The 19,877-nt window shown below is 64.3% G+C and carries 16 protein-coding genes, 1 tRNA gene and 3 pseudogenes; all 20 read left to right on the top strand.

Annotated elements, in window-relative coordinates; genetic code table 11:
* Nucleotides 1-86, top strand: a pseudogene (locus BAY1663_RS13205) (aspartate 1-decarboxylase autocleavage activator PanM); the annotation flags it as partial.
* A 144-nt stretch (nucleotides 87-230) separates the two neighbouring features.
* Nucleotides 231-2,457, top strand: a pseudogene (locus tag BAY1663_RS13200) (AsmA family protein).
* Nucleotides 2,454-3,521: an A/G-specific adenine glycosylase gene (gene mutY / locus BAY1663_RS13195; protein WP_037041533.1), complete on the top strand. Its 1,068-nt coding sequence runs from the start codon at nucleotides 2,454-2,456 to the stop codon at nucleotides 3,519-3,521. Before BAY1663_RS13200 ends, mutY begins: the two are co-directional and overlap by 4 nt.
* A complete protein-coding gene (locus tag BAY1663_RS13190) occupies nucleotides 3,518-3,790 on the top strand; it encodes an oxidative damage protection protein (RefSeq protein WP_037041531.1) in 273 nt (90 codons plus the stop codon). The genes mutY and BAY1663_RS13190 overlap by 4 nt, the downstream gene beginning before the upstream one ends.
* A gap of 103 nt (nucleotides 3,791-3,893) precedes the next feature.
* A tRNA-Phe gene (locus tag BAY1663_RS13185) sits at nucleotides 3,894-3,969 on the top strand.
* Nucleotides 3,970-4,142: 173 nt separating this feature from the next.
* Nucleotides 4,143-5,369, top strand: a complete 1,227-nt coding sequence (locus BAY1663_RS13180; RefSeq protein ID WP_037041529.1) for an integrase arm-type DNA-binding domain-containing protein — start codon at nucleotides 4,143-4,145, stop codon at nucleotides 5,367-5,369.
* A gap of 99 nt (nucleotides 5,370-5,468) precedes the next feature.
* Complete coding sequence (locus tag BAY1663_RS13175) at nucleotides 5,469-6,314, top strand: hypothetical protein (RefSeq protein WP_128576284.1); 846 nt, start codon at nucleotides 5,469-5,471, stop codon at nucleotides 6,312-6,314.
* A 97-nt stretch (nucleotides 6,315-6,411) separates the two neighbouring features.
* Nucleotides 6,412-6,633: an AlpA family transcriptional regulator gene (locus tag BAY1663_RS13170; RefSeq protein ID WP_037041517.1), complete on the top strand. Its 222-nt coding sequence runs from the start codon at nucleotides 6,412-6,414 to the stop codon at nucleotides 6,631-6,633.
* Nucleotides 6,634-6,939, top strand: coding sequence for a helix-turn-helix domain-containing protein (locus tag BAY1663_RS13165; RefSeq protein ID WP_037041515.1), 306 nt, complete (start codon nucleotides 6,634-6,636; stop codon nucleotides 6,937-6,939).
* A gap of 296 nt (nucleotides 6,940-7,235) precedes the next feature.
* Complete coding sequence (locus tag BAY1663_RS24480) at nucleotides 7,236-7,394, top strand: hypothetical protein (protein WP_164838456.1); 159 nt, start codon at nucleotides 7,236-7,238, stop codon at nucleotides 7,392-7,394.
* Nucleotides 7,395-7,435: 41 nt separating this feature from the next.
* The gene (locus BAY1663_RS13160) at nucleotides 7,436-7,714 is read left to right on the top strand and encodes a hypothetical protein (protein WP_256206745.1); all 279 of its coding nucleotides are present in this window, start codon (nucleotides 7,436-7,438) and stop codon (nucleotides 7,712-7,714) included.
* 40 nt (nucleotides 7,715-7,754) lie between these two features.
* Nucleotides 7,755-8,627, top strand: coding sequence for a toprim domain-containing protein (locus BAY1663_RS13155; RefSeq protein WP_371257620.1), 873 nt, complete (start codon nucleotides 7,755-7,757; stop codon nucleotides 8,625-8,627).
* On the top strand, nucleotides 8,624-10,375 hold the full coding sequence (locus tag BAY1663_RS13150; protein ID WP_037041511.1) for a DUF927 domain-containing protein: 1,752 nt from the start codon (nucleotides 8,624-8,626) through the stop codon (nucleotides 10,373-10,375). The genes BAY1663_RS13155 and BAY1663_RS13150 overlap by 4 nt, the downstream gene beginning before the upstream one ends.
* 540 nt (nucleotides 10,376-10,915) lie before the next feature.
* Nucleotides 10,916-11,518, top strand: coding sequence for a hypothetical protein (locus tag BAY1663_RS13145; protein WP_037041509.1), 603 nt, complete (start codon nucleotides 10,916-10,918; stop codon nucleotides 11,516-11,518).
* A 1,270-nt stretch (nucleotides 11,519-12,788) separates the two neighbouring features.
* Nucleotides 12,789-13,340, top strand: a complete 552-nt coding sequence (locus BAY1663_RS25305) for a TonB-dependent receptor plug domain-containing protein (RefSeq protein ID WP_256206741.1) — start codon at nucleotides 12,789-12,791, stop codon at nucleotides 13,338-13,340.
* Nucleotides 13,341-13,368: 28 nt separating this feature from the next.
* Nucleotides 13,369-14,820 (top strand): TonB-dependent receptor, encoded by a 1,452-nt coding sequence (locus tag BAY1663_RS13140; protein ID WP_256206740.1) that lies wholly within the window; start codon nucleotides 13,369-13,371, stop codon nucleotides 14,818-14,820.
* Between the two features lie 269 nt (nucleotides 14,821-15,089).
* Nucleotides 15,090-15,857, top strand: coding sequence for an ABC transporter substrate-binding protein (locus BAY1663_RS13135; protein WP_037041507.1), 768 nt, complete (start codon nucleotides 15,090-15,092; stop codon nucleotides 15,855-15,857).
* Nucleotides 15,858-15,989: 132 nt separating this feature from the next.
* Nucleotides 15,990-18,046 (top strand): annotated as a pseudogene (locus BAY1663_RS13130) (BCCT family transporter).
* Nucleotides 18,047-18,296: 250 nt separating this feature from the next.
* Nucleotides 18,297-19,070, top strand: a complete 774-nt coding sequence (locus BAY1663_RS13125; protein ID WP_037041505.1) for an ABC transporter ATP-binding protein — start codon at nucleotides 18,297-18,299, stop codon at nucleotides 19,068-19,070.
* A 14-nt stretch (nucleotides 19,071-19,084) separates the two neighbouring features.
* Nucleotides 19,085-19,840 carry an ABC transporter substrate-binding protein gene (locus BAY1663_RS13120; RefSeq protein WP_037041503.1) on the top strand — a complete coding sequence of 252 codons (756 nt, stop codon included), beginning with the start codon at nucleotides 19,085-19,087 and terminating at the stop codon, nucleotides 19,838-19,840.
* Nucleotides 19,841-19,877: the final 37 nt, after the last annotated feature.

The raw sequence follows: 19,877 nt of genomic DNA, 5'->3' as shown, positions 1-19,877 counted from the left end.
AGCCGCTGCGCCTGGCCGCGCCAGCGGGCCATCTGGAAGCCAGCGCCCTGGCCGCACGGACGCATCTGCCGCTTGATCCGCTCTGAGCCCGTCACCCCGTCGCCCCGGCGGCCCTGGTTGCGGAACCGACCCCCGCGCCGCCACTCCAAAGCCGACCGTCCACCCACCATGCCAATGGCACAGGGCTATACTCGGCACTTTTCAGATCGCTCATCTACAAGGATTCGTCCATGAAATCGCTCGGCAAAATCCTGGGTCTGGTCATTCTCGGGCTGTTGCTGATCGTCGTGGCAGCGGGCTTCGCCCTGACCCACCTCTTCGATCCCAACGACTACAAGGACGAGATCCGCGACCTCGCCCGCAGCAAGGCCGGTCTCGAACTGAACATCGGCGGCGACATCGGCTGGAGCCTGTTCCCCTGGCTCGGCCTGGAACTGCACGAAACCACCCTGGCCAGCGTGCAGACGCCGGACCAGCCGTTCGCCGACCTGCGCATGCTCGGCCTCTCCGTGCGGGTGATGCCGCTGCTGCACCGCGAAGTGCAGATGAGCGACATCACCGTCAACGGCCTCAACCTGACCCTGAGCCGCAATGAGCAGGGCCGCGGCAACTGGGAAGGCGTCGGCCAGCCGACCAGCCCCGCCGGGCAGCCCGCCGAAGCCCCGCAGGCGCCGGCCGAATCGCAGGCCGACGAAGGCGCACGGCGCCGGCATCACGCGGCCGGCCGCTCAAGCTGGACATCGACAGCCTCACCGTCAGCGATGCCCGGGTGACCTACCAGGACGCCCAGAGCGGCCAGCAATTCAGCGCCGAAGGCATCGAGCTGAGCACCGGCGCGATCCGCGAAGGCAGCGCCATCCCGCTCAAGCTCAGCGCCTTCTTCGGCAGCAACCAGCCGGTGATGCGCGCGCGTACCGAACTGCAGGGCGCGCTGCGTTTCGACAACCAGCTCAAGCGCTACCAGTTCGAGGACATGCGCCTGTCCGGCGAAGCCTCGGGCGAGCCGCTGCAGGGCAAGACCCTGAGCTTCAGCGCCCAGGGCCAGCTGCTGGTCGACCTCGCCGCGCAGATCGCCGAGTGGAACAGCCTCAAGTTCACCGCCAACCAGTTGCGCGGCCTCGGCGAACTGAAGGCACGCGACCTCGACAGCGAACCCAAGCTCAGCGGTGCGCTGACCGTGGCACAGTTCAACCTGCGCGAATTCCTCCAGAGCGCCGGCCAGGAGCTGCCGGCGATGGCCGACGGCAACGCGCTGGGCAAGGCCGAGCTGGTCAGCCGCCTGAGCGGCACGCAGAACAGCCTGGCGCTGGAAGAACTGACGCTGAAGCTCGACGACAGCACCTTTACCGGGCAGATCGCCGTCAGCGACTTCGCCCGCCAGGCACTGCGCGTCAACCTCAAGGGCGACCGCCTCGACCTCGACCGCTACCTGCCGCCGCCGGCCAAGGACGAAGCCGCCGGTGCAGCGCGCAAGAGCGAGGTCAAGAGCACCCAGCCAGCGCCGTTGGCAGCGGCACCACGCCGCTGCCGAGCAGCCCGACCCAGCAGGCCTGGAGCGATGCCCCCGTGCTGCCGCTGGACCGCCTGCGCACGCTCGACGCCGAGATCGGCCTCGCCGTCGGCAGCCTGACCGCGATGAAACTGCCGTTCGATGGCTTCAACCTCAAGGCCCGCGCCCGCGATGGCCTGCTCAGCCTGCAGGAGCTGCGTGGCGGTCTGTACGGCGGCCGCCTGGATACCTCCGCCAGCCTCGACGCACGTCCGGCGCTAGCGCAGCTCAGCGTGCAGAACCGCCTCACCGGCGTGCCGGCCGAACGCCTGCTGGAGAGCCAGGGCGAGGAAGTGGTGGTCAAGGGCCTGCTCAACCTGGACGGCGACCTGCGCACCCAGGGCAACAGCCAGAAGGCCTGGGTCGACAACCTCAACGGCAAGGTCGGCTTCATCGTCGACAACGGCGTGCTGGTCGACGCCAACCTCGAGCAGCAGCTCTGCCGCGCCATCGCCACGCTCAACCGCAAGCAGCTGTCCAGCGAGCCACGCAGCAAGGACACGCCGTTCCGCGAGCTCAAGGGCAACCTCACCCTGCGCAACGGCGTGGCCAGCAACCCCGACCTCAAGGCCAGCATCCCCGGGTTGACGGTCAACGGCAACGGCGATGTCGACCTGCGCGTGCTGGGCATGGACTATCGCGTCGGCATCGTCATCGAAGGCGACAAGGGCGCCATGCCGGACCCGGCCTGTCAGGTCAACGAGCGCTACGTCGGCATCGAATGGCCGCTGCGCTGCCGCGGCCCGCTGGAGCTGGGCGCCAAGGCCTGCCGCTTCGACAACGACGCACTGGGCAAGGTCGCGGCCAGGCTGGCCGGCGAGAAGCTCAGCGAGAAGATCGAGGAGAAGCTCGGCGACAAGGTCAGCCCTGACCTCAAGGACGCCCTCAAGGGCCTGTTCAAGCGATGAGCCCGGAGCAGTTCGGCACGGCGGTCCTCACCTGGTACGACCGCCACGGCCGCAAGGACCTGCCTTGGCAGCAGGGCATCACGCCCTACCGGGTCTGGGTCTCGGAGATCATGCTGCAGCAGACCCAGGTCGGCACCGTGCTCGGCTATTTCGACCGTTTCATGGCCGCGCTGCCCGACGTCGAGGCGCTGGCCGCCGCCGCGGAAGACGAAGTGCTGCACCTGTGGACCGGCCTCGGCTACTACAGCCGGGCGCGTAACCTGCACAAGACCGCCCGACTGATCGTCGCCGAACATGGCGGCGTATTCCCGCAGGATGTGGAAAAACTCGCCGAACTGCCCGGCATCGGCCGCTCCACCGCCGGCGCCATCGCCAGCCTGAGCATGGGCCTGCGCGCGCCGATCCTCGACGGCAACGTCAAGCGCGTGCTGGCGCGCTACGTCGCCCAGGCCGGCTATCCCGGCGAGCCGAAGGTGGCCCGCCAGCTGTGGGAAATCGCCGAGCGCTTCACCCCGCGGGAACGGGTCAACCACTACACCCAGGCGATGATGGACCTCGGCGCCACGCTCTGCACCCGCAGCAAGCCGAGCTGCCTGCTCTGCCCGCTGAAGGAAGGCTGCCGCGCCCACCTGCTCGGCCGCGAGACCGATTTCCCGCACCCCAAGCCGCGCAAGGCGCTGCCGCAGAAGCGCACCCTGATGCCGCTGCTGGCCAACCGCGAAGGCGACATCCTGCTCTACCGGCGGCCGTCCAGCGGCCTCTGGGGCGGGCTCTGGAGCCTGCCGGAACTAGACGACCTGGCCGCCCTCGACCCGCTGGCCGAGCGCCACGCCCTGCAGCTCGAGGAGCGCCGCGAACTTCCCGGCCTGGTCCATACCTTCAGCCATTTCCAGTTGGCCATCGAACCCTGGCTGATCAGGGTCAAGTCCGCGCCAGGCAGCGTGGCCGAGGCCGACTGGCTCTGGTATAACCTCGCCACCCCACCGCGCCTCGGCCTCGCCGCGCCGGTGAAGAAACTGCTCAAGCGCGCCGCCGCTGAATTGCATGCAGGAGAAACCCCATGACCCGCACCGTGCATTGCCGCAAGTACAACGAAGAACTCCCCGGCCTCGACCGCCCGCCCTACCCCGGCCCGAAGGGCGAGGACATCTACAACAACGTCTCCAGAAAGGCCTGGGAAGACTGGCAGAAGCACCAGACCATGCTGATCAACGAGCGCCGGCTGAACATGATGAACGCCGAGGACCGCAAGTTCCTCCAGGGCGAGATGGACAAGTTCTTCTCCGGCGAGGAATACGCCCAGGCCGAGGGTTACGTGCCACCGAGCGAATGAGCCATCGCGACACGCCCGGAACGCTAAGCGCCCGTCCGGATTAAATATTTTTCCGGAGCGCGCTTGACAGGCAAAAGCCAAATCCGTCTAATAGCGCCCCGTTGCCCAGGTAGCTCAGTCGGTAGAGCAGGGGATTGAAAATCCCCGTGTCGGCGGTTCGATTCCGTCCCTGGGCACCACCTTTCGTTTTCAGGTGGTGCCAAAACCACCCGAAAGCCCACAAGAAGCCCGCCCCGTGCGGGTTTTTTGTTGTCTGTAATTCCCTACCCTTCCCTTGTAAGCCCGAATCTTTAGGGGCATTCTTTGGGACGTCGCCAGTTCGGTCACTGCGACGTCCCTACGAAGGTGCCCTATGCCCCGCAAAGTCACGCCGCTGACTGATTCAGCGATCAAGGCAGCAAAGCCGAAAGAAAAGACTTTCAAGCTGACTGACGGCCAGGGGCTGTACCTGGACGTGAAGCCGACCGGCTCAAAGCTGTGGCGCTTCAAATACCGTTTCAACGGAAAAGAGATGACCCCGTTGTCGTTTGGCCCCTATCCCGCCCTGACATTGGTGAAGGCCCGCCAGAAGCGCACAGACGCACGCGAGCTGCTAGCCCAAGGGGTTGACCCCGGCGCAGAGAAAAAGGCCGCTAAACAAGCGCAACGGGCCGATGGCGTGACATTCGAGACGCTGGCGCGGGAGTGGTACGCCTACAACTCGCCACGCTGGGCCGAAAGCACCGCCTACAAGGCGAAGCTGTACATGGAAAACGACCTGATACCCGGCATCGGTAGCCGTCCGGTAAAGGCGATCACCCGCCCCGAACTGGTGGAGCTGGTGCGCAAGGTCGAAGCGCGGGGCACGCTGAATGCCGCCGGCAAAATCCGCCAATGGCTACACCAGATATTCCGCTTCGGGCTGGCGAAAGGCGTAGTCGAAGCCAACCCGGCCACCGATCTGGACGTGGTAGCCGCACCGCCGAAAGCCACCCGCCACCATCCGCACGTTGCGTTTGCCGAACTGCCCGAGCTGCTGGGCAAGATCGAATCGACCACGCTCAACACGCTGACCCGCTGCGCCATCCGCTTGCTGGTGCTGACCGCCGTTCGCCCTGGTGAGCTGCGCCAGGCGCCGTGGTCGGAGTTCGATCTAGACGGCGCGACCTGGACCATTCCGAAAGCGCGTATGAAAGCCCGCCGCCCGCATGTGGTGCCCTTGCCCCGCCAAGCCGTCGCCATCCTGCGCCAGCTCAAGGAAATCACGGGCGATTACCCGCTAGTGTTTGCCGGGCAGCAGAACCCAGACCGGCCAATGTCGGAGAACACGATAAACAAGGCGCTGCGCCTGATGGGCTACGAAGGCCGCCAGACCGGCCACGGCTTCCGCCACCTGCTGAGCACCGAACTCAACGGGCGCGGCTATAACCGCGACTGGATCGAGCGCCAGCTAGCCCACGGCGACAACGACGAAATCCGCGATACCTACAACCACGCCACCTACCTGGAGCAGCGCCGGGAAATGATGCAAGCCTGGGCTGATTCGATAGACGCGCAATGCGGCGGCGCCAACGTGGTGAGCATCAAGCGCAAGGCTTAACGGTTTGGCTGGCCTAGCTCGACGGAGCGAAAAGCGGACTTCCCACCCGCCTGACCAGCCGATTTATTCAGGAAGTGGGGCGCCTGGGAGGGTGTCACGGTGAGCAAGTTCGCAAAATTCAAACCCGTCCTAACGACCGAGGAAACATCAACCCTGCTAACCCGCCTGACAGGCGAAGCAGTGAGCGCAGGCACGGTTCGTGAGCTTTGGGAGCGCTGCTACCTTACGCCGATTCTGTGCCACGGCACCCGAGTGGTTGGCTTTGACCTAGAGTCGGTCAAATGCCTTTTTTCGAACGGAAAAGCATCACCACAGGCTGAAAGCCGAATCGGCATCTTGTCCGGTCGGTACTCTATTTTTGATGGCGTGGAAGCTTGCTTGGTGGACGGAACAAATGGAGAGGAGCTGTTCTTCTTCATTGAGCGCCCCTCAGAGATTGAGTCCGAGTCGATAAAGCTAGAGTTCGAACTTGAAGATCTCAAATCAATAGCGACAGACGATATTGAAACGTACTTCTACGCATATGAAGAGGTCCGCCGCCTTGCAGACTTGGCGAATAACGATGCACTTCCGCCTCCGGCGCAGATCTTTCGCCCATTGCAGGTGAATTTTTCACCGAGCCCCCGATTTAGCTGGCCGATAGCAGATAGGCTTTGCGGCTTGCAAACAGAGAGCGGCGAATTTTCTCTGACTCCATTCGCTATGGCAGCGTTGAACGAAGATGACAGCCAAACAAGAAAACCGCTTCATCCCAGTGAGCGCAAGAGCACCGAGCAAATCATCGCAACGCTGGCGGCAATGGCTAAGCTAGACCTTTCCACACCGTATAAGGCTGACGACGCTCTAAGGAGCGCCGCCGCTTTTCACGCGCTGGAGCTACCAAACAGCCCGGAAACAACGGTTAAGTTCCTAAAGGCAGCCGCCTTACGAGCGGGCATCTGCTAACCCCAATGGGGTTTTGCCTTTACCCAATAGGACGCAAGCGCTGCCTTGCCACGTTCAATGCCAATCGTGTTCAACAAAGCCCAAGAGGCAACACGAAATGGCCGCACAAACCAACCCCGCCCCACTTCCCCGCCGCTTTATCAAGCTGGCAAAAGTGAAGGACTACACCAGCCTTTCCACATCCGAGATTTATCGGCGCATTGCTGCCGGAACCTTCCCGGCTCAAGTCACCCTTGGGCCGAAGTCGGTGGCCTGGATCGAATCGGAAATTTTGCATTGGTGCGATTCGCTCGCCGCCCAACGCGGGGAGGCTGCATAAATGACCGACACAAAAAAGGCCGACCAACAGGCCAGCCCCAAGAAAACGCCAGGCTATAGTACCAGCACCGAAGCGCAGCGCGCCCGCTTGCTCGCCAGGCTGAAGGCTGGCCCCATCGACACGATCACGGCGCGTCGAGAGCTAAACATTCTGATGCCAGCCGCACGCATCAAGGAGCTGCGCGAAGCGGGCTACCCTATCGAAACCCAGCGCATCACCTTGATTGACGACCACGGGCGCAACCACAGCGGCATAGCCCTGTACTACCTGCGAACCAACCCCGAAGCAGGGAGGGCCGCCGCATGATTGCCTCGACGCCCCTTCCCTACCTTGCCAGCCAGCACCAGCAGCGCTATGGTTCGCCCGTTGCTGCAAATTCAGCGACCGGGTTTGGCGACCCGAACTATCCAAGGCGCACAAGCGCCGCACCGCAGACAGCTGGCGCTTTTTTTGTGCCCGCAGTCCGTTATGGCGGCTGTGCGTGGGAGACCGAAAGGTCTGCCGGTTCCCTTGGATGCCGGTTCGCCAACCCGCGTACAGCTGCCACCCTTAATCGTTTGGCGACGGTTCGTGGCAGCTCCACAATCCAAGGAGCTACACCCATGCAAACCACCCGCAATCCGTCTACTCACGCCGCCGCCTGGAAGGCACGCGCCTTCGCCGCCCTGCGCGCCGATTCGTCCCTGTCCGTTCGCCTGCGCCGCTACAACGAAGCGATGGCCCGCGCCCGCTCCCTGGAAACCGTAGGGGGTGCCCAATGAGCGCCGTCTGCTGGAGTCACCTGCTACCCGACCCTTTGCGCATGGGCCGTCTGTCCACTGATGATCTGGACGCCATCGAGCGCACAGCTGAATGTGAAGCGCTGACCATGGCGCACGGCATTTCCGCCATTGGCGAGCTACTGGCCTGGACTGCCGACGCTGGCGAGCTATCGAACGACACCGCCCGCAATATCGGCTGGCTTATCAACTCGCTGGGCACGCTATCCGGCAGGCTCGTGGACGTTGCGAACGGCGCCGAGTACGAGCTGGAGCGCCGCAAGGCCACCGCACCGAACCCGACCGCAGAGGCTAAACCATGACTATTCAAAACGGCGCCCGTGCGCGAGGGGATCGGCTTGCCTGGAGAAAGCCGAACTGGCCTTCCGCGATGCCCTGCAAGCCACGTTCGGGCCGCTGGATTGGCTGCCTGTAACAGACGGCACCATTCACCGCTTCCGCGTGCCAGACGACAAGCCCGGCACGCTCAACGGCTGGTATGTCCTACACCTGGACGGCATCGCATCGGGTGCGTTCGGTAGCTGGAAGGCGGGAGGTTCTAGCACTTGGAGCAGCCGCAAACCTGCCGACCCGATGGAGGCCGAATTGATCCGCCAGCGCGTCGAGCAGGCACGGGAGCAGCGCGAAGCCGACCAGACCCGGCGCCAGATTGCGACAGCCAGCTATGCGGGCACGCTATGGAGCGAAGCCCGACCGGCTGCCCCTGAACACCCCTACCTGACCCGCAAGCGCATTGCCCCGCATCGCTTGCGCCAACGCCGTGACGTTCTGCTGGTGCCGCTGTACGCCGATGGCTACCTGTGCAACCTGCAACGCATCGCAGCGGACGGCAGTAAGCGTTTCCTATCTGGAGGCCGGGTAAAGGGTGCCTATTCGCCCATCGGCACACTGGAGCCAGGCCAGCCGCTGTACGTCTGCGAAGGCTGGGCAACCGGGGCAACCATCCATGCCGAAACCGGCGCCGCCGTGGCCTGCGCCATGAATGCGGGCAACCTGCTGGAAGTCGGGCGCCAGCTCCGACGGCACTACCCCGACAACCCGCTGATTATCGCGGGTGACGACGACCGCCAGACCGAAGGCAACCCCGGACGCGCCGCAGCCACCCAAGCCGCCGCCGTGCTGGGCTGTGGGCTGGTGCTGCCACCATTTCCCGCTGATGCGCCGATTGATCTATCGGACTTCAACGATCTAGCCAACTGGAGGGCCGCACAATGAGCGCAGCCATCGTCACCCCGATTGTGCCGGAAGCCGTCGCGCCAGCCATCGAGCGCCCCTGTTACCGAGTGTATGAACACACCATCACACTGGACGGCGTGAAGCTGCGCCCCGGCGTCTGGTATCACGGGCAAAGCCTGGACAAGCAAAGCGGCGAGTATCTGCCGTTCGATGAATGGCTGTGCGGGCCTTTGCATGTCGAAGCCGTCACCCGCAACGAAGGCCAGGACGGCGATTACGGGCGCCTGCTGCGATTCCGCAACGCCGACCGCCGCGAACTGACCTGGGCAATGCCCAACGAGCTATTGGCGGGCAAGCCCGATTCGATCCTGTCCGTTCTGCTGGGCATGGGCCTGGACATTGATTACCAGCGCCGCGCCAAGGTCTGCCAGTACATCGCCGCGCAATACCCGAAAGACCGCGTGATAGCGGCCACGTCTACCGGCTGGCACACCCGCGAGCTTTTCATCATGCCGCGCCAGAACATCGGCAAGGGTAAAGCGATATTCCAGAGCGAAGCCGCCAACGGTGACGACTACCGCCAAGGCGGAACGCTGGAAGGCTGGCAAGACAGCATCGGCGCCAAGTGCGAGGGCAACCCGCTGCTAGTGCTGAGCGTGTGCGCATCGCTTGCCGGGCCGCTGCTATACCACGTCCAACGGCAAGGCGGGGGCTTTCATATCGTCGGTGATTCCAGCACGGGCAAGAGTTCCGCCATTCTGGCCGGGGCATCGGTATGGGGGCACGGTGAGGACTTCAAGCGTACTTGGCGCGCTACTGGCAACGGGCTGGAAGGCATCGCCAGCCAACGCAATGACACGCTGCTGGCGCTGGATGAGATAGGCGAGGCCGACCCACGGGAAATCGGCGCTGTGGTCTATGCAATGGCGAACGGCACCGGCAAGGCCAGAGCCACCCGCAACGGTTCGGCACGGGCTGCGAAGCGCTGGCGCGTCATGCTGTTTTCATCCGGCGAGCTGGGGCTATCGGCGCTGATGGCTGAAGGCGGCAAGCGCAGCCGGGCCGGGCAGGAAATCCGCCTGCTGGATATACCCGCCCGCCGCGCTTTCGGCGCCTGGGACAACTTGCACGGCATGACCGGGGGCCGGGAGTTCTCCGACGCGATCCAGCGCGCCAGCGTGACGCACTACGGGCACGCGGGGCCGCAGTTCATCCGCAAGCTGCTGGAGCTTGGCGAGCAGGACGATTTGCCCGCGCTGCTGGCGCAACTCTGCAACCAGTACCCCAGCACCAGCGGGCAGGAAAGCCGTGCTGCCGAACGCTTCGCCCTGGTGGCTATGGCGGGGGAACTGGCTATCAGCTTTGGCATTCTCCCCCTGCCGACTGGCGCAGCCCGCGACGCAATGTTGGGGCTGTTTGAGGTATGGCGAGCAGGCCGGGGGCAAGGTCCAAGCGAGGATCGGCAGATATTGCGCGCCATCGCTGACTTCATCGCCCGCCACGGCGACACCCGGTTTTCATCCGCCGATGACCCCGAAGGCGAAGCCAGGGACCGCGCCGGGTATTGGGAGGACAGCCCGACCGGGCGCCTGTACCTGTTCAACCGCCCCGGCCTGGAGGAAGCCGCCAAAGGTTACGACCTGGGGCGCGTGGTGCTGGCACTGGAGTCGGTCGGAGCAATTGCCAAGCGTGAACCGGGCCGCGCTCAAGCCACCAAGCGACTGCCCAGCGGGCGCAAGGAAAAACTGTACTGGATCGACGCCGCCAGGCTGGAGCCGGAACAGTAAACGAACCTTGCATTTGCTGCTGGGGACAGTGGGGACAGCGTGGGCGCCCTAGTGCCGCAAGGGCTAGAGCTGCCCCCACCCACTGCAAAGGCAAGGGGACAGTGGGGACAGGCCGGGCAATTTGTCCCCTTTGTCCCCACCCACTGACTGGCATAGGGGACAGCTACAGCCCGCGCCGTTACTCGCCGCCCCCTTTGTCCCCTCTGTCCCCACGGCAAAACACTAAAGGGAAAGCGAAATGAGCGCACTTGCACAGCTTGCCGACAACTTGGGGTTATCGAGCGATACGCGACCAGCACCAGCTACCCCACCCGTCCAACCCGCTGCCAACGATCCGCAGCAGCCGACCAGCGCACCAGCACGACCAACCGCACCAGAGGCCACCAGCGAGCCGAAGCGCACCGCCTGGAGGATCACCCGAGCAGGCCAGCCGATTGGCTACATGGTCGGCCAGCCAATGACCTATTCCGAAGCCCTGGCCGCCGCTCGCTGGCGCTGGGCTGATGCCGAACTAGACGGCGCACCAAAGGAGCCGAACCGATGAAAGCCAGCCAGATTCGAGCGCTCGCCAACATAGCCGACAAGCCAGGCGCCAGCGTGAGCACGCAACTAATCGCCACGCGCCGGGTATGTCGCCTTTTTTGTCATGAGCGCGCAACGATCCACCAAGAGCGCCGCGCATTGAGACGCAAAGCCGCCAAGCTGAAAGCCTTTTTGCCATTCACTGCCGCAGCCGTTGCCGACCTGGAGCAGCAAGCCAGGGAGCACGAAGCCGAATCGCTGGAGGGTATGAGCCGGACGCTGATCGGCATAGGCCGTGCCGTCATCCTGCAAAGCGCCAGCACCACGGCGGCGCTGGGCTTCGACCGGCTGTGCGATCTGCTGAGCGTGAACCCCACGCATCGAGCACAAGCGATCCGCGACGGTGACACCGGGCTACACGAGCTGGTTTTTATTGCCTGCCTGGAGGACAGCGCAACGGGGCACGGCACGGCCTGGGGAGACGGCGGGCCGCTGTATCAGGCCTGCCTGCTGGCTATGGCTGACTTCATCCGCAACGCACCAGAGGGAGCGCTACCCGATCCGTTCGCACCCGGCGCACCTTTCGGACCGAAGCTGCCGCCCGTGCTGCGCGTGGTTTGATCGCCAGCGCCACGGACGGCGCTACCCCACCCCATTAGGTTCTTCCCCACCCCGGCACCCATCACGGGTGATTCGCGCCCCGCCTTTTCGCTTCATACGGACTTTTCCAGCCTGACCCCGCTTCCGGTTCCGCCTTCCGCTGGAAGCCCAGCCAGCACGCCCGCAACGGACACCAGCAAGGCGGAAACGACCGGCACCAGTTGGCCTATTGCCCAGCACCAGCGCCCTACCTGCGAAGCCCGGAGCGAGACAACGAAACAACAACCAACCCACCAGCCAGCGCCGTATATAGCGAACGGTCACGGCGCGAATCACCCGCACCCCCGGCGCCCCTCCGGGAGAACCTAATGGGGGGTGGCCCGGTTCGCAGCCGGTTCGCGCAATTGGTTCGCACCTGGTACGCACGGAAACTACGCACTTTCGCGCACACTTTTCACGCACGAACGCCCGCTGCGGAAACAACCCCATGAACGGTTTCTGTAGCCCCTAAAAAGAGCTGTGCTGGCGTTGCGAAAACCAACCCCATGGACGATTGGGGAAACACCCCATGCAAGCCGCCATCGAGGGTGATGTTTGGGTGAGGCGGACGGCAAGATTACGGCAAGGGCTGGGGCGAGATTAGGGCGAGGTGCGACACCTGACAGCAGGCGGCAGCACGCTAAGGAAACGCTAAGGCGAAACGAGCCATTGGAGCCGGAACGGGGGGCACTTTTTGTTTTGGGGGCATTTTTGGGGGCATCACAAAACCAGCGAACCACACAAACCCAGTAAATACGCCGCCTGTAGCGATTGGTTCGGTTCCGTCCCTGGCACCACTGATTCGAACGAAAAGGCTCACCTTGCGGTGGGCCTTTTTTGCTTTCTGCGTTCCGCACCCTGAAACAGGCCCACACCGGGCGCCCTGCGTTTCCACGTTACGATACCCGCCCTTCCCGTGGCCGGTTCGCGGACGCGTGCTGACCCTCTCTTCCCCGACGCACTCCCTGTCCTTCCCAGCCAGCCTGCCCAGCACGACGACTCCAGAGCGGTCGAGCCGGCTGGTGCCGGCACGTTTTCCTCGGTCGCGCTGTGCGCACAAGATAAAACACAATGCAAATTATTTTCATTTAGTTTACATTCCCGCCCCGATTTCCCTCCACAACACCAACATCGGGAGCGTCACGTGTTCCGCAAATCCTGGCTGTGCCTGTCCATTTCGCTCGCAACCCTTTCCCTTTCAACCATTCCCGCCCTGGCCAAAGAAGCCGAACAAGCAAAGGAACTCGAGGCCGTGACCATTAGTGCGACACGTGCCCGAAGCGAAGCGGGCAAGACACCGCAGAAGATCACGGTGATAAGCCGCGAGCAGATCGAGCAGCAGCTGGCGATCACTTCGGACCACGGTGCGGTGCTGAGCAACCTGATTCCGTCCTATTCGCCGAGCCGGCAGAAGATGAGCAGCGCCGGCGAAACTTTCCGCGGGCGCTCGGCGCTGATCCTGATCGACGGCGTGCCGCAATCGACACCGCTGCGCGACAGCCAGCGCGATGGCTACGTGATCGACCTGTCGATGGTCGAGCGCATCGAAGTGATTCATGGTGCCAGCGCCGAACACGGCCTGGGGGCCACCGGCGGCATCATCAACTATGTCACCCGCCGGCCGGCCAGCGGCACGCTGCGCCAGCACGCCGGCGTGAGCTTCACCGCGCCCACCGACTACGAGTCCGAGGGGCTGGGATACAAGCTCGATTACCGGGTCGAGGGCACCCAGGGCAACTTCGATTACCTGGCCTCGGCCAGCTGGCAGACCCAGGGTATGTTCTACGATGCCAACGGGACCTGATCGGCGTCGACGATACCCAGGGCGAGTGATGGATTCGACCAGCCACGATCTGCTGCTCAAGCTCGGCTACTGGCTGGACGACAACCAGAACATCGGCCTGATGGTCAACCGCTACCAGGTCGAGGGCGAACACGAGTACGTCAACGTGCCCGGCAACGCCAACGCCGGCATCCCGGCCACCTCGCGCAAGGGCGACCCGCTGGGCAAGGCGCCGCAGAACGAGGTGCTGGCGACCAGCCTGTCCTACAAGCACGCCGACCTGTATGGCAACGAGCTGGGCGTGCAGCTGTATTCCCAGCGCTTTCGCGGCCGCTTCGGCGGTGGCTACAACGGCACCTTCCAGGATGCCAGCATTGCGCCAGTGGGCACGCTGTTCGACCAGTCGCAGAACGAGTCGGACAAGTACGGCGGCAAGTTCACCCTCAGCCGCGACGGCCTGCTCGACAATCACCTGAAGCTCACCGGCGGCCTCGACGTGTTGCAGGACACCACCAGCCAGCAGCTGATCCTCACCGATCGCGAGTGGGTGCCCGAAACCGTATTCCGCAACTATGCGCCCTTCCTGCAAGCGGAAATCCGCGCCCTGGAGCAGCTGACCTTCTTCACCGGCGTGCGCCACGAGTTCGCCGAACTCGAGGTCGACAGCTTCCGCACCATCGCCTCGACCAACCCGGCGCTGGGCGGCGTCACCGTCGAGGGCGGCAAGCCGAAGTTCGAGGAAACGCTCTACAACGCCGGCCTGGTCTGGCAGATGAACGACTGGGCGCAGCTGTTCGCCAACTATTCCGAGGGCTTCGGCATGCCCGACGTCGGCCGCGTGCTGCGCGGCATCGGCACGCCGGGTACGCGGGTGGACAATTTCCTCGACCTGCAACCGATCGTCACCGAGAACCGCGAGATCGGCCTGCGCCTGAAGCACGGTCCGTTCGATGCGGAAATCAGCTACTACGAATCCGATGCCGACCTCGGCTCGCGCCTCGACAGCGTCGGCGGCGTCTACCAGATTCGCCGCGAACGCACCGAGATCGACGGCGTCGAGTTCACCGGCGGCTGGCAGGTCAACGCGGCCCATCGCCTGCAACTGACCTACGCCCAGGTCAATGGCCAGTCCGATACCGATGGCGACGGCGATGTGGATACCGATCTGGATGGTGCCAACATCTCGCCGGACCGCTACGGCATCAGCTGGCAAGCCAACTGGAGCGAACGACTGCACAGCCTGCTGCAGGCCAACCACTACGCCAGCCGTAGCTTCGACCAGCCGGGGCTGGATTTCGACGGCTACACACTGGTGGACGCCTCCGTCGGCTACCGTCTGCCGGTCGGCGAAGTCAACCTCGGTATCGAGAACCTGCTCGATCGCGACTACCTCACCTACTACTCGCAGGCCGCCAACACCGGCTCGGACGTCACCCGCAACGGCCGCGTGTTCAACGGCCGCGGGCGCACCTTCACGCTCGGCTATCAGGTCAGCTTCTAGAGCCCTGGGCGAGACGGCCGCGCACAACCTGGCGTGGCCGTCTCGCCTTCCGGACGCCGGCAGGGGGCCGGGCGGCCGGCCGTCGCGTCGCCGCCACGCTCATTGGGCAACCGGTGCTCCGGCCCGGCAGCCAACCGCGATCGGCGGCGAAAGGTCGCGCAACCACCGGCAACGCGCTAGCCTGTGCCTAACGCAGAGGCAGAGCGCGTCTGTGAGTGTCCGGCCGCCCTGGAGCTAGCGCCATGCCGATACGATGGATCGCCGCGTGCATGGGCCTGGCCTTCGTCGCGGCCGAGAGCCACGCCACTGAGCTTCGCTTCGTTACCGAAGACTTCCCGCCGTTCACCTACGTCGCCGCGCAGGAGGTCCGGGCCGGTGCCGACCCCAGCGCCGACGGCTCCGCCGCTGCCGGGCCACTGGTCGAGGTGGTGCTCGCCGTGTGCAAACGCCTCGAGCGGCACTGCCCGATCGCCGTGCATCCCTGGCGCCGCGCCCTGGCGCTGGCCGAGGAGGGCGAGGTGGACGGAATCTTCACGGTCATCCACTCACCGCAGCGCGACCGCGCCTTCCATATCACGCGCATGCTGGTCACTTCCCGCTACAGCGTCTATGCCCGCGATCCGAGCCCCGACCTCTACCACCGCCCGCAAGACATGGCCGGGCGAACGGTCGGCGTCTATGGTCCCTCGGGCACTTCGTTCGTGCTCAGCGAGCGCCTGCGGGAAGTCGCCGACGTGGACATCCAGCTGGTGGCGGACAACCGCCGGCTGCTGCGCATGCTCGCCGCCGGCCGCTTCGGCGAGGACGGCATGGCGGTAGCCAACCAGGATGTCGCCTGGCACCTGATCGAAGACGAACGGCTGCACGAGATCCACGAGGTCGGCGAGCTGCAGCCGGTGTCCTACGGCATCGGGTTGTCGCGCAAGCGCATCAGCGCGGCACAGTTCCACGCCTTCGAGCAGGCGCTCGATGAGCTCATCGCGGACGGTACGGTGTCGGCGATCCTGCGACGGCATCATCTCGAAGCGGCTTTCTGACCCCGTCCCCCGCGGCCGTTCCTTCCGGCGAGCGGCGCACGTTGAGCGTTTCGCGAAAATGACCGTCTATGCTTGAGGCGTGCCCGGATTTTCCGATGCCCTTCAGTTTCCACCCAGAGAACATCGCCTCCTATGGTCCCCGACAAGACGCTGCCCAAGGCCGTGATCCTCGTGCCGGTATTCGTGCCGGCGGTGGTCGTGACGCTGCTGCTGGTGATCGGCACCATCAGCAATCCCGAGCTGGCCGGCGAGGTCTTCAGCGCGAGCCTGGCCTTCATCACCACCAATTTCGGCTGGTTCTACATGCTGGCGGTGGCGTTCTTCCTGGTCTTCATCGTCGGCATCGCGCTGACCAGATGGGGCAGCATCAAGCTCGGGCCGGACCATGCGGAGCCGCAGTACAGTTTCCCGGCCTGGTTCGCCATGCTGTTTTCCGCCGGCTACGGCATCGCCCTGCTGTTCTTCGGCGTGGCCGAACCGGTGCTGCACTACTCGACGCCCCCGGTCGGCGCCCCGGAAACCGTCGATGCGGCCAAGCAGGCCATGCAGATCGCCTTCTTCCACTGGGGCTTCCACATCTGGGCGATCTACGGCCTGACCGGCCTGGTGCTGGCCTACTTCTCCTTCCGCCATGGCCTGCCGCTGTCGATGCGCTCGGCGCTCTACCCGCTCATCGGCGAGCGCATCCACGGGCCCATCGGCCATACGGTGGACATCTTCGCCATCCTCGGCACGCTGTTCGGCATCGCCACCACCCTCGGCCTGTCGGTCACCCAGATCAACGCCGGGATGAATTACCTGTGGCCGCAGATCCCGGTCAATATCGGCGTGCAGATCATCGCCATCGCGCTGATCACCCTGATGGCCATCGTCTCGGTGGTCGCCGGCCTCGACAAGGGGGTGAAGAACCTCTCGCTGCTGAACATGATCCTGGCCATCGCGCTGATGCTGTTCGTCTTCACCGTCGGCCCGACCATCTTCATCCTCGAGACATTCCTGCAGAACACCGGCAGCTACCTGAACAACATCATCGAGCGCACCTTCAACCTGCAGGCCTACAGCCGCAGCGACTGGATCGGCAACTGGACGCTGTTCATCTTCGGCTGGACCATCGCCTGGTCGCCCTTCGTCGGCCTGTTCATCGCCAAGATCAGCCGCGGCCGCACCATCCGCCAGTTCGTCTTCGGCGTGATGTTCGTGCCGACCATCTTCACCTTCCTCTGGTTCTCCATCTTCGGCGACACCGCGCTGCACCTGATCATGGTCGAGGGCTACAGCTCGCTGATCAGCGAGGTGCAGGCCGATCATGCCATCGCGCTGTTCAAGCTGTTCGAGCGGCTGCCACTGACCGCGATCGCCTCGTTCATCGCGGTGTTGCTGATCATCACCTTCTTCGTCACCTCGTCGGACTCCGGCTCGCTGGTGATCGACTCGCTGGCCGCCGGCGGCGCCACGCATACGCCGGTCTGGCAACGGGTATTCTGGGCCAGCAGCGAAGGCGCCGTGGCCGCCACCCTGCTGCTCGCCGGCGGCCTCGGCGCGCTGCAGACCATGACCATCGCCAGCGCCCTGCCCTTCGCCGTCGTCATGCTGCTGTCGGCACTGGGCATGTGGCGCGCGCTGGTGATCGAAGGCCACCACGAGGTCAGCCTGCAGAGCCACATGCAGGGCAGCCGGCTGGCCAGCAATGCCGGGCCCGGCCTGTGGAAGAAGCGCCTGGCGGGCCTGGTCAACTTCCCCAGCCGCGAGGAGGTCGAGGGCTTCATGTCGACCGCCGTGCTCAAGGGCATGCGCCGGGTACAGCGGGCGCTGGCCGAACAGGGCTGGCCGGCCGAGGTGCACGTCGACGAACAGAATTCGCGGCTGTACCTGGAGGTGATCAAGGAGGACCAGCTGGATTTCATCTACGAAATCCGTCTGCTCAGCTACGCCATGCCGGCGTTCGCACTCTCCGAAAGCCCGATGACGAGGACCAGTACTACCGCGCGGAAGTCTTCCTGCGCCGTGGCGGGCAGTCCTATGACATCTATGGTTACGACCAGGCGGACATCATCGGCGACATCCTCGACCAGTTCGAGAAGTACCTGCACTTCCTGCATATTTCCCCCGGCAGCCTGCCGTGGAAAATGGAAGAGCACGACGAAATGCTCAGCGGCGAAGCCGACGAAGCGAAATCGCCTCAGCAGTAGCGAGACCCCGCACGCCCATTCGCGGACAGCCGTGCCAGGCACCGGCGCAGACGGGACGAGCGGGAGCGATGAAGGCCGTTGGGCGCTTTTAGAGCCCACGAAGCCGGTAAATTCGGCCTTCTTCGCGCTTGGCGCGTGCCCCGGTGCATGCTAGGTTTGCGCCTCGCCAGGATGGCGAGCAGTCGGCCGGAGCGCAATCAACACAATACCCAGACCTGGCGGCCTTCGCCGGTCTCACAGAGGACCCCGCATGGCCGAGGCCATACCCGCACTGGAAATCCGCAACCTGCACAAGCGCTACGGCGATCTGGAAGTTCTCAAAGGCATCTCGCTGACCGCTCGTGATGGCGATGTGATTTCCATCCTCGGCTCTTCAGGCTCTGGCAAGTCCACCTTCCTGCGCTGCATCAACCTGCTCGAGAATCCCAACGAGGGCGAGATCCTGGTCGCCGGCGAGCAGCTCAAGCTCAAGCGCGACAAGCAGGGCGACCTGGTCGCCGCCGATGGCCGGCAGCTCAACCGGGTGCGCAGCGAGCTGGGCTTCGTGTTCCAGAACTTCAACCTCTGGCCGCACATGACCATCCTCGACAACATCATCGAGGCGCCGCGCCGGGTTCTCGGCCAGAGCAAGGCCGAAGCCACGGAAGTGGCCGAGGCGCTGCTGGCCAAGGTCGGCATCGCCGACAAGCGCCACGCCTATCCCAACCAGCTTTCCGGCGGCCAGCAGCAGCGCGCGGCGATCGCCCGCACCCTGGCGATGCAGCCCAAGGTGATCCTCTTCGACGAGCCCACCTCGGCACTGGACCCGGAGATGGTACAAGAAGTGCTTGCAGTGATCCGGTCGCTCGCCGAAGAAGGCCGCACCATGCTGCTCGTCACCCATGAGATGAATTTCGCCAAGCAGGTATCCAGCGAAGTGGTTTTCCTCCACCAGGGCCTGGTCGAGGAGCAAGGAACGCCCGAGCAGGTATTTGACAACCCGCAATCGGCGCGCTGTAAACAATTCATGTCCAGCCATCGCTAATGGAGCAACACCGCATGAAGAGCTATAAGAAAATCCTGCTGACCGCCGCTGCATCCCTGATCATCGGTACCCAGGCATTCGCTGCGGAAAAACTGCGGATCGGGACCGAAGGCGCCTACCCGCCCTTCAACCTGATCGACGCCAGCGGCCAGGTGGTCGGCTTCGACCTGGACATCGCCCACGCGCTGTGCGCCAAGATGAAGGTCGAGTGCGAAGTGGTCACCTCCGACTGGGACGGCATCATCCCGGCGCTGAACGCCGGCAAGTTCGACTTCCTCGCCGCCTCGATGTCGGTCACCGAGGAGCGCAAGAACGCCGTCGACTTCACCGACCACTACTACACCAACAAGCTGCAGTTCGTGGCGCCCAAGTCCGTCGATTTCAAGACCGACAAGGACTACCTGGACGGCAAGGTGATCGGCGCCCAGCGCGCGACCATCGCCGGCACCTGGCTGGAAGACAACCTCGACGGCGTGGTCGACATCAAGCTCTACGACACCCAGGAGAACGCCTATCTGGACCTGGCCTCCGGCCGTGTCGACGGCATCCTTGCCGACACCTTCGTGCAGTGGGAATGGCTCAAGAGCGATGCCGGCAAGAACTTCGAGTTCAAGGGCGAGCCGGTCTTCGATGACGACAAGATCGCCATCGCCGTGCGCAAGGGCAACGACGAGCTGCGCGAGAACCTGAACAAGGCACTGGCCGAGATCATCGCTGACGGCACCTACAAGCAGATCAACGACAAGTACTTCCCGTTCAGCATTTACTGATCCAACCGAGCCGAAGCCCGGTCGCCACCTTACTGGC

Origin of the sequence: Pseudomonas sp. BAY1663 (assembly GCF_000582595.1) — a bacterium.
GTDB lineage: Bacteria > Pseudomonadota > Gammaproteobacteria > Pseudomonadales > Pseudomonadaceae > Stutzerimonas > Stutzerimonas stutzeri_AF.
The sequence above is the reverse complement of the archived record's forward strand: the minus strand, read 5'-3'. Positions and strand labels throughout refer to the sequence as shown.

Bases quoted from the DNA above. Each gene is read 5' to 3' on its own strand.
- mutY (WP_037041533.1), top strand. From the start codon at position 2,454: ATGAGCCCGGAGCAGTTCGGCACGGCGGTCCTCACCTGGTACGACCGC.
- BAY1663_RS13190 (WP_037041531.1), top strand. From the start codon at position 3,518: ATGACCCGCACCGTGCATTGCCGCAAGTACAACGAAGAACTCCCCGGC.
- BAY1663_RS13180 (WP_037041529.1), top strand. From the start codon at position 4,143: ATGCCCCGCAAAGTCACGCCGCTGACTGATTCAGCGATCAAGGCAGCA.
- BAY1663_RS13170 (WP_037041517.1), top strand. From the start codon at position 6,412: ATGGCCGCACAAACCAACCCCGCCCCACTTCCCCGCCGCTTTATCAAG.
- BAY1663_RS13165 (WP_037041515.1), top strand. From the start codon at position 6,634: ATGACCGACACAAAAAAGGCCGACCAACAGGCCAGCCCCAAGAAAACG.
- BAY1663_RS24480 (WP_164838456.1), top strand. From the start codon at position 7,236: ATGCAAACCACCCGCAATCCGTCTACTCACGCCGCCGCCTGGAAGGCA.
- BAY1663_RS13160 (WP_256206745.1), top strand. From the start codon at position 7,436: ATGGGCCGTCTGTCCACTGATGATCTGGACGCCATCGAGCGCACAGCT.
- BAY1663_RS13150 (WP_037041511.1), top strand. From the start codon at position 8,624: ATGAGCGCAGCCATCGTCACCCCGATTGTGCCGGAAGCCGTCGCGCCA.
- BAY1663_RS13145 (WP_037041509.1), top strand. From the start codon at position 10,916: ATGAAAGCCAGCCAGATTCGAGCGCTCGCCAACATAGCCGACAAGCCA.
- BAY1663_RS13140 (WP_256206740.1), top strand. From the start codon at position 13,369: ATGGATTCGACCAGCCACGATCTGCTGCTCAAGCTCGGCTACTGGCTG.
- BAY1663_RS13135 (WP_037041507.1), top strand. From the start codon at position 15,090: ATGGGCCTGGCCTTCGTCGCGGCCGAGAGCCACGCCACTGAGCTTCGC.
- BAY1663_RS13125 (WP_037041505.1), top strand. From the start codon at position 18,297: ATGGCCGAGGCCATACCCGCACTGGAAATCCGCAACCTGCACAAGCGC.
- BAY1663_RS13120 (WP_037041503.1), top strand. From the start codon at position 19,085: ATGAAGAGCTATAAGAAAATCCTGCTGACCGCCGCTGCATCCCTGATC.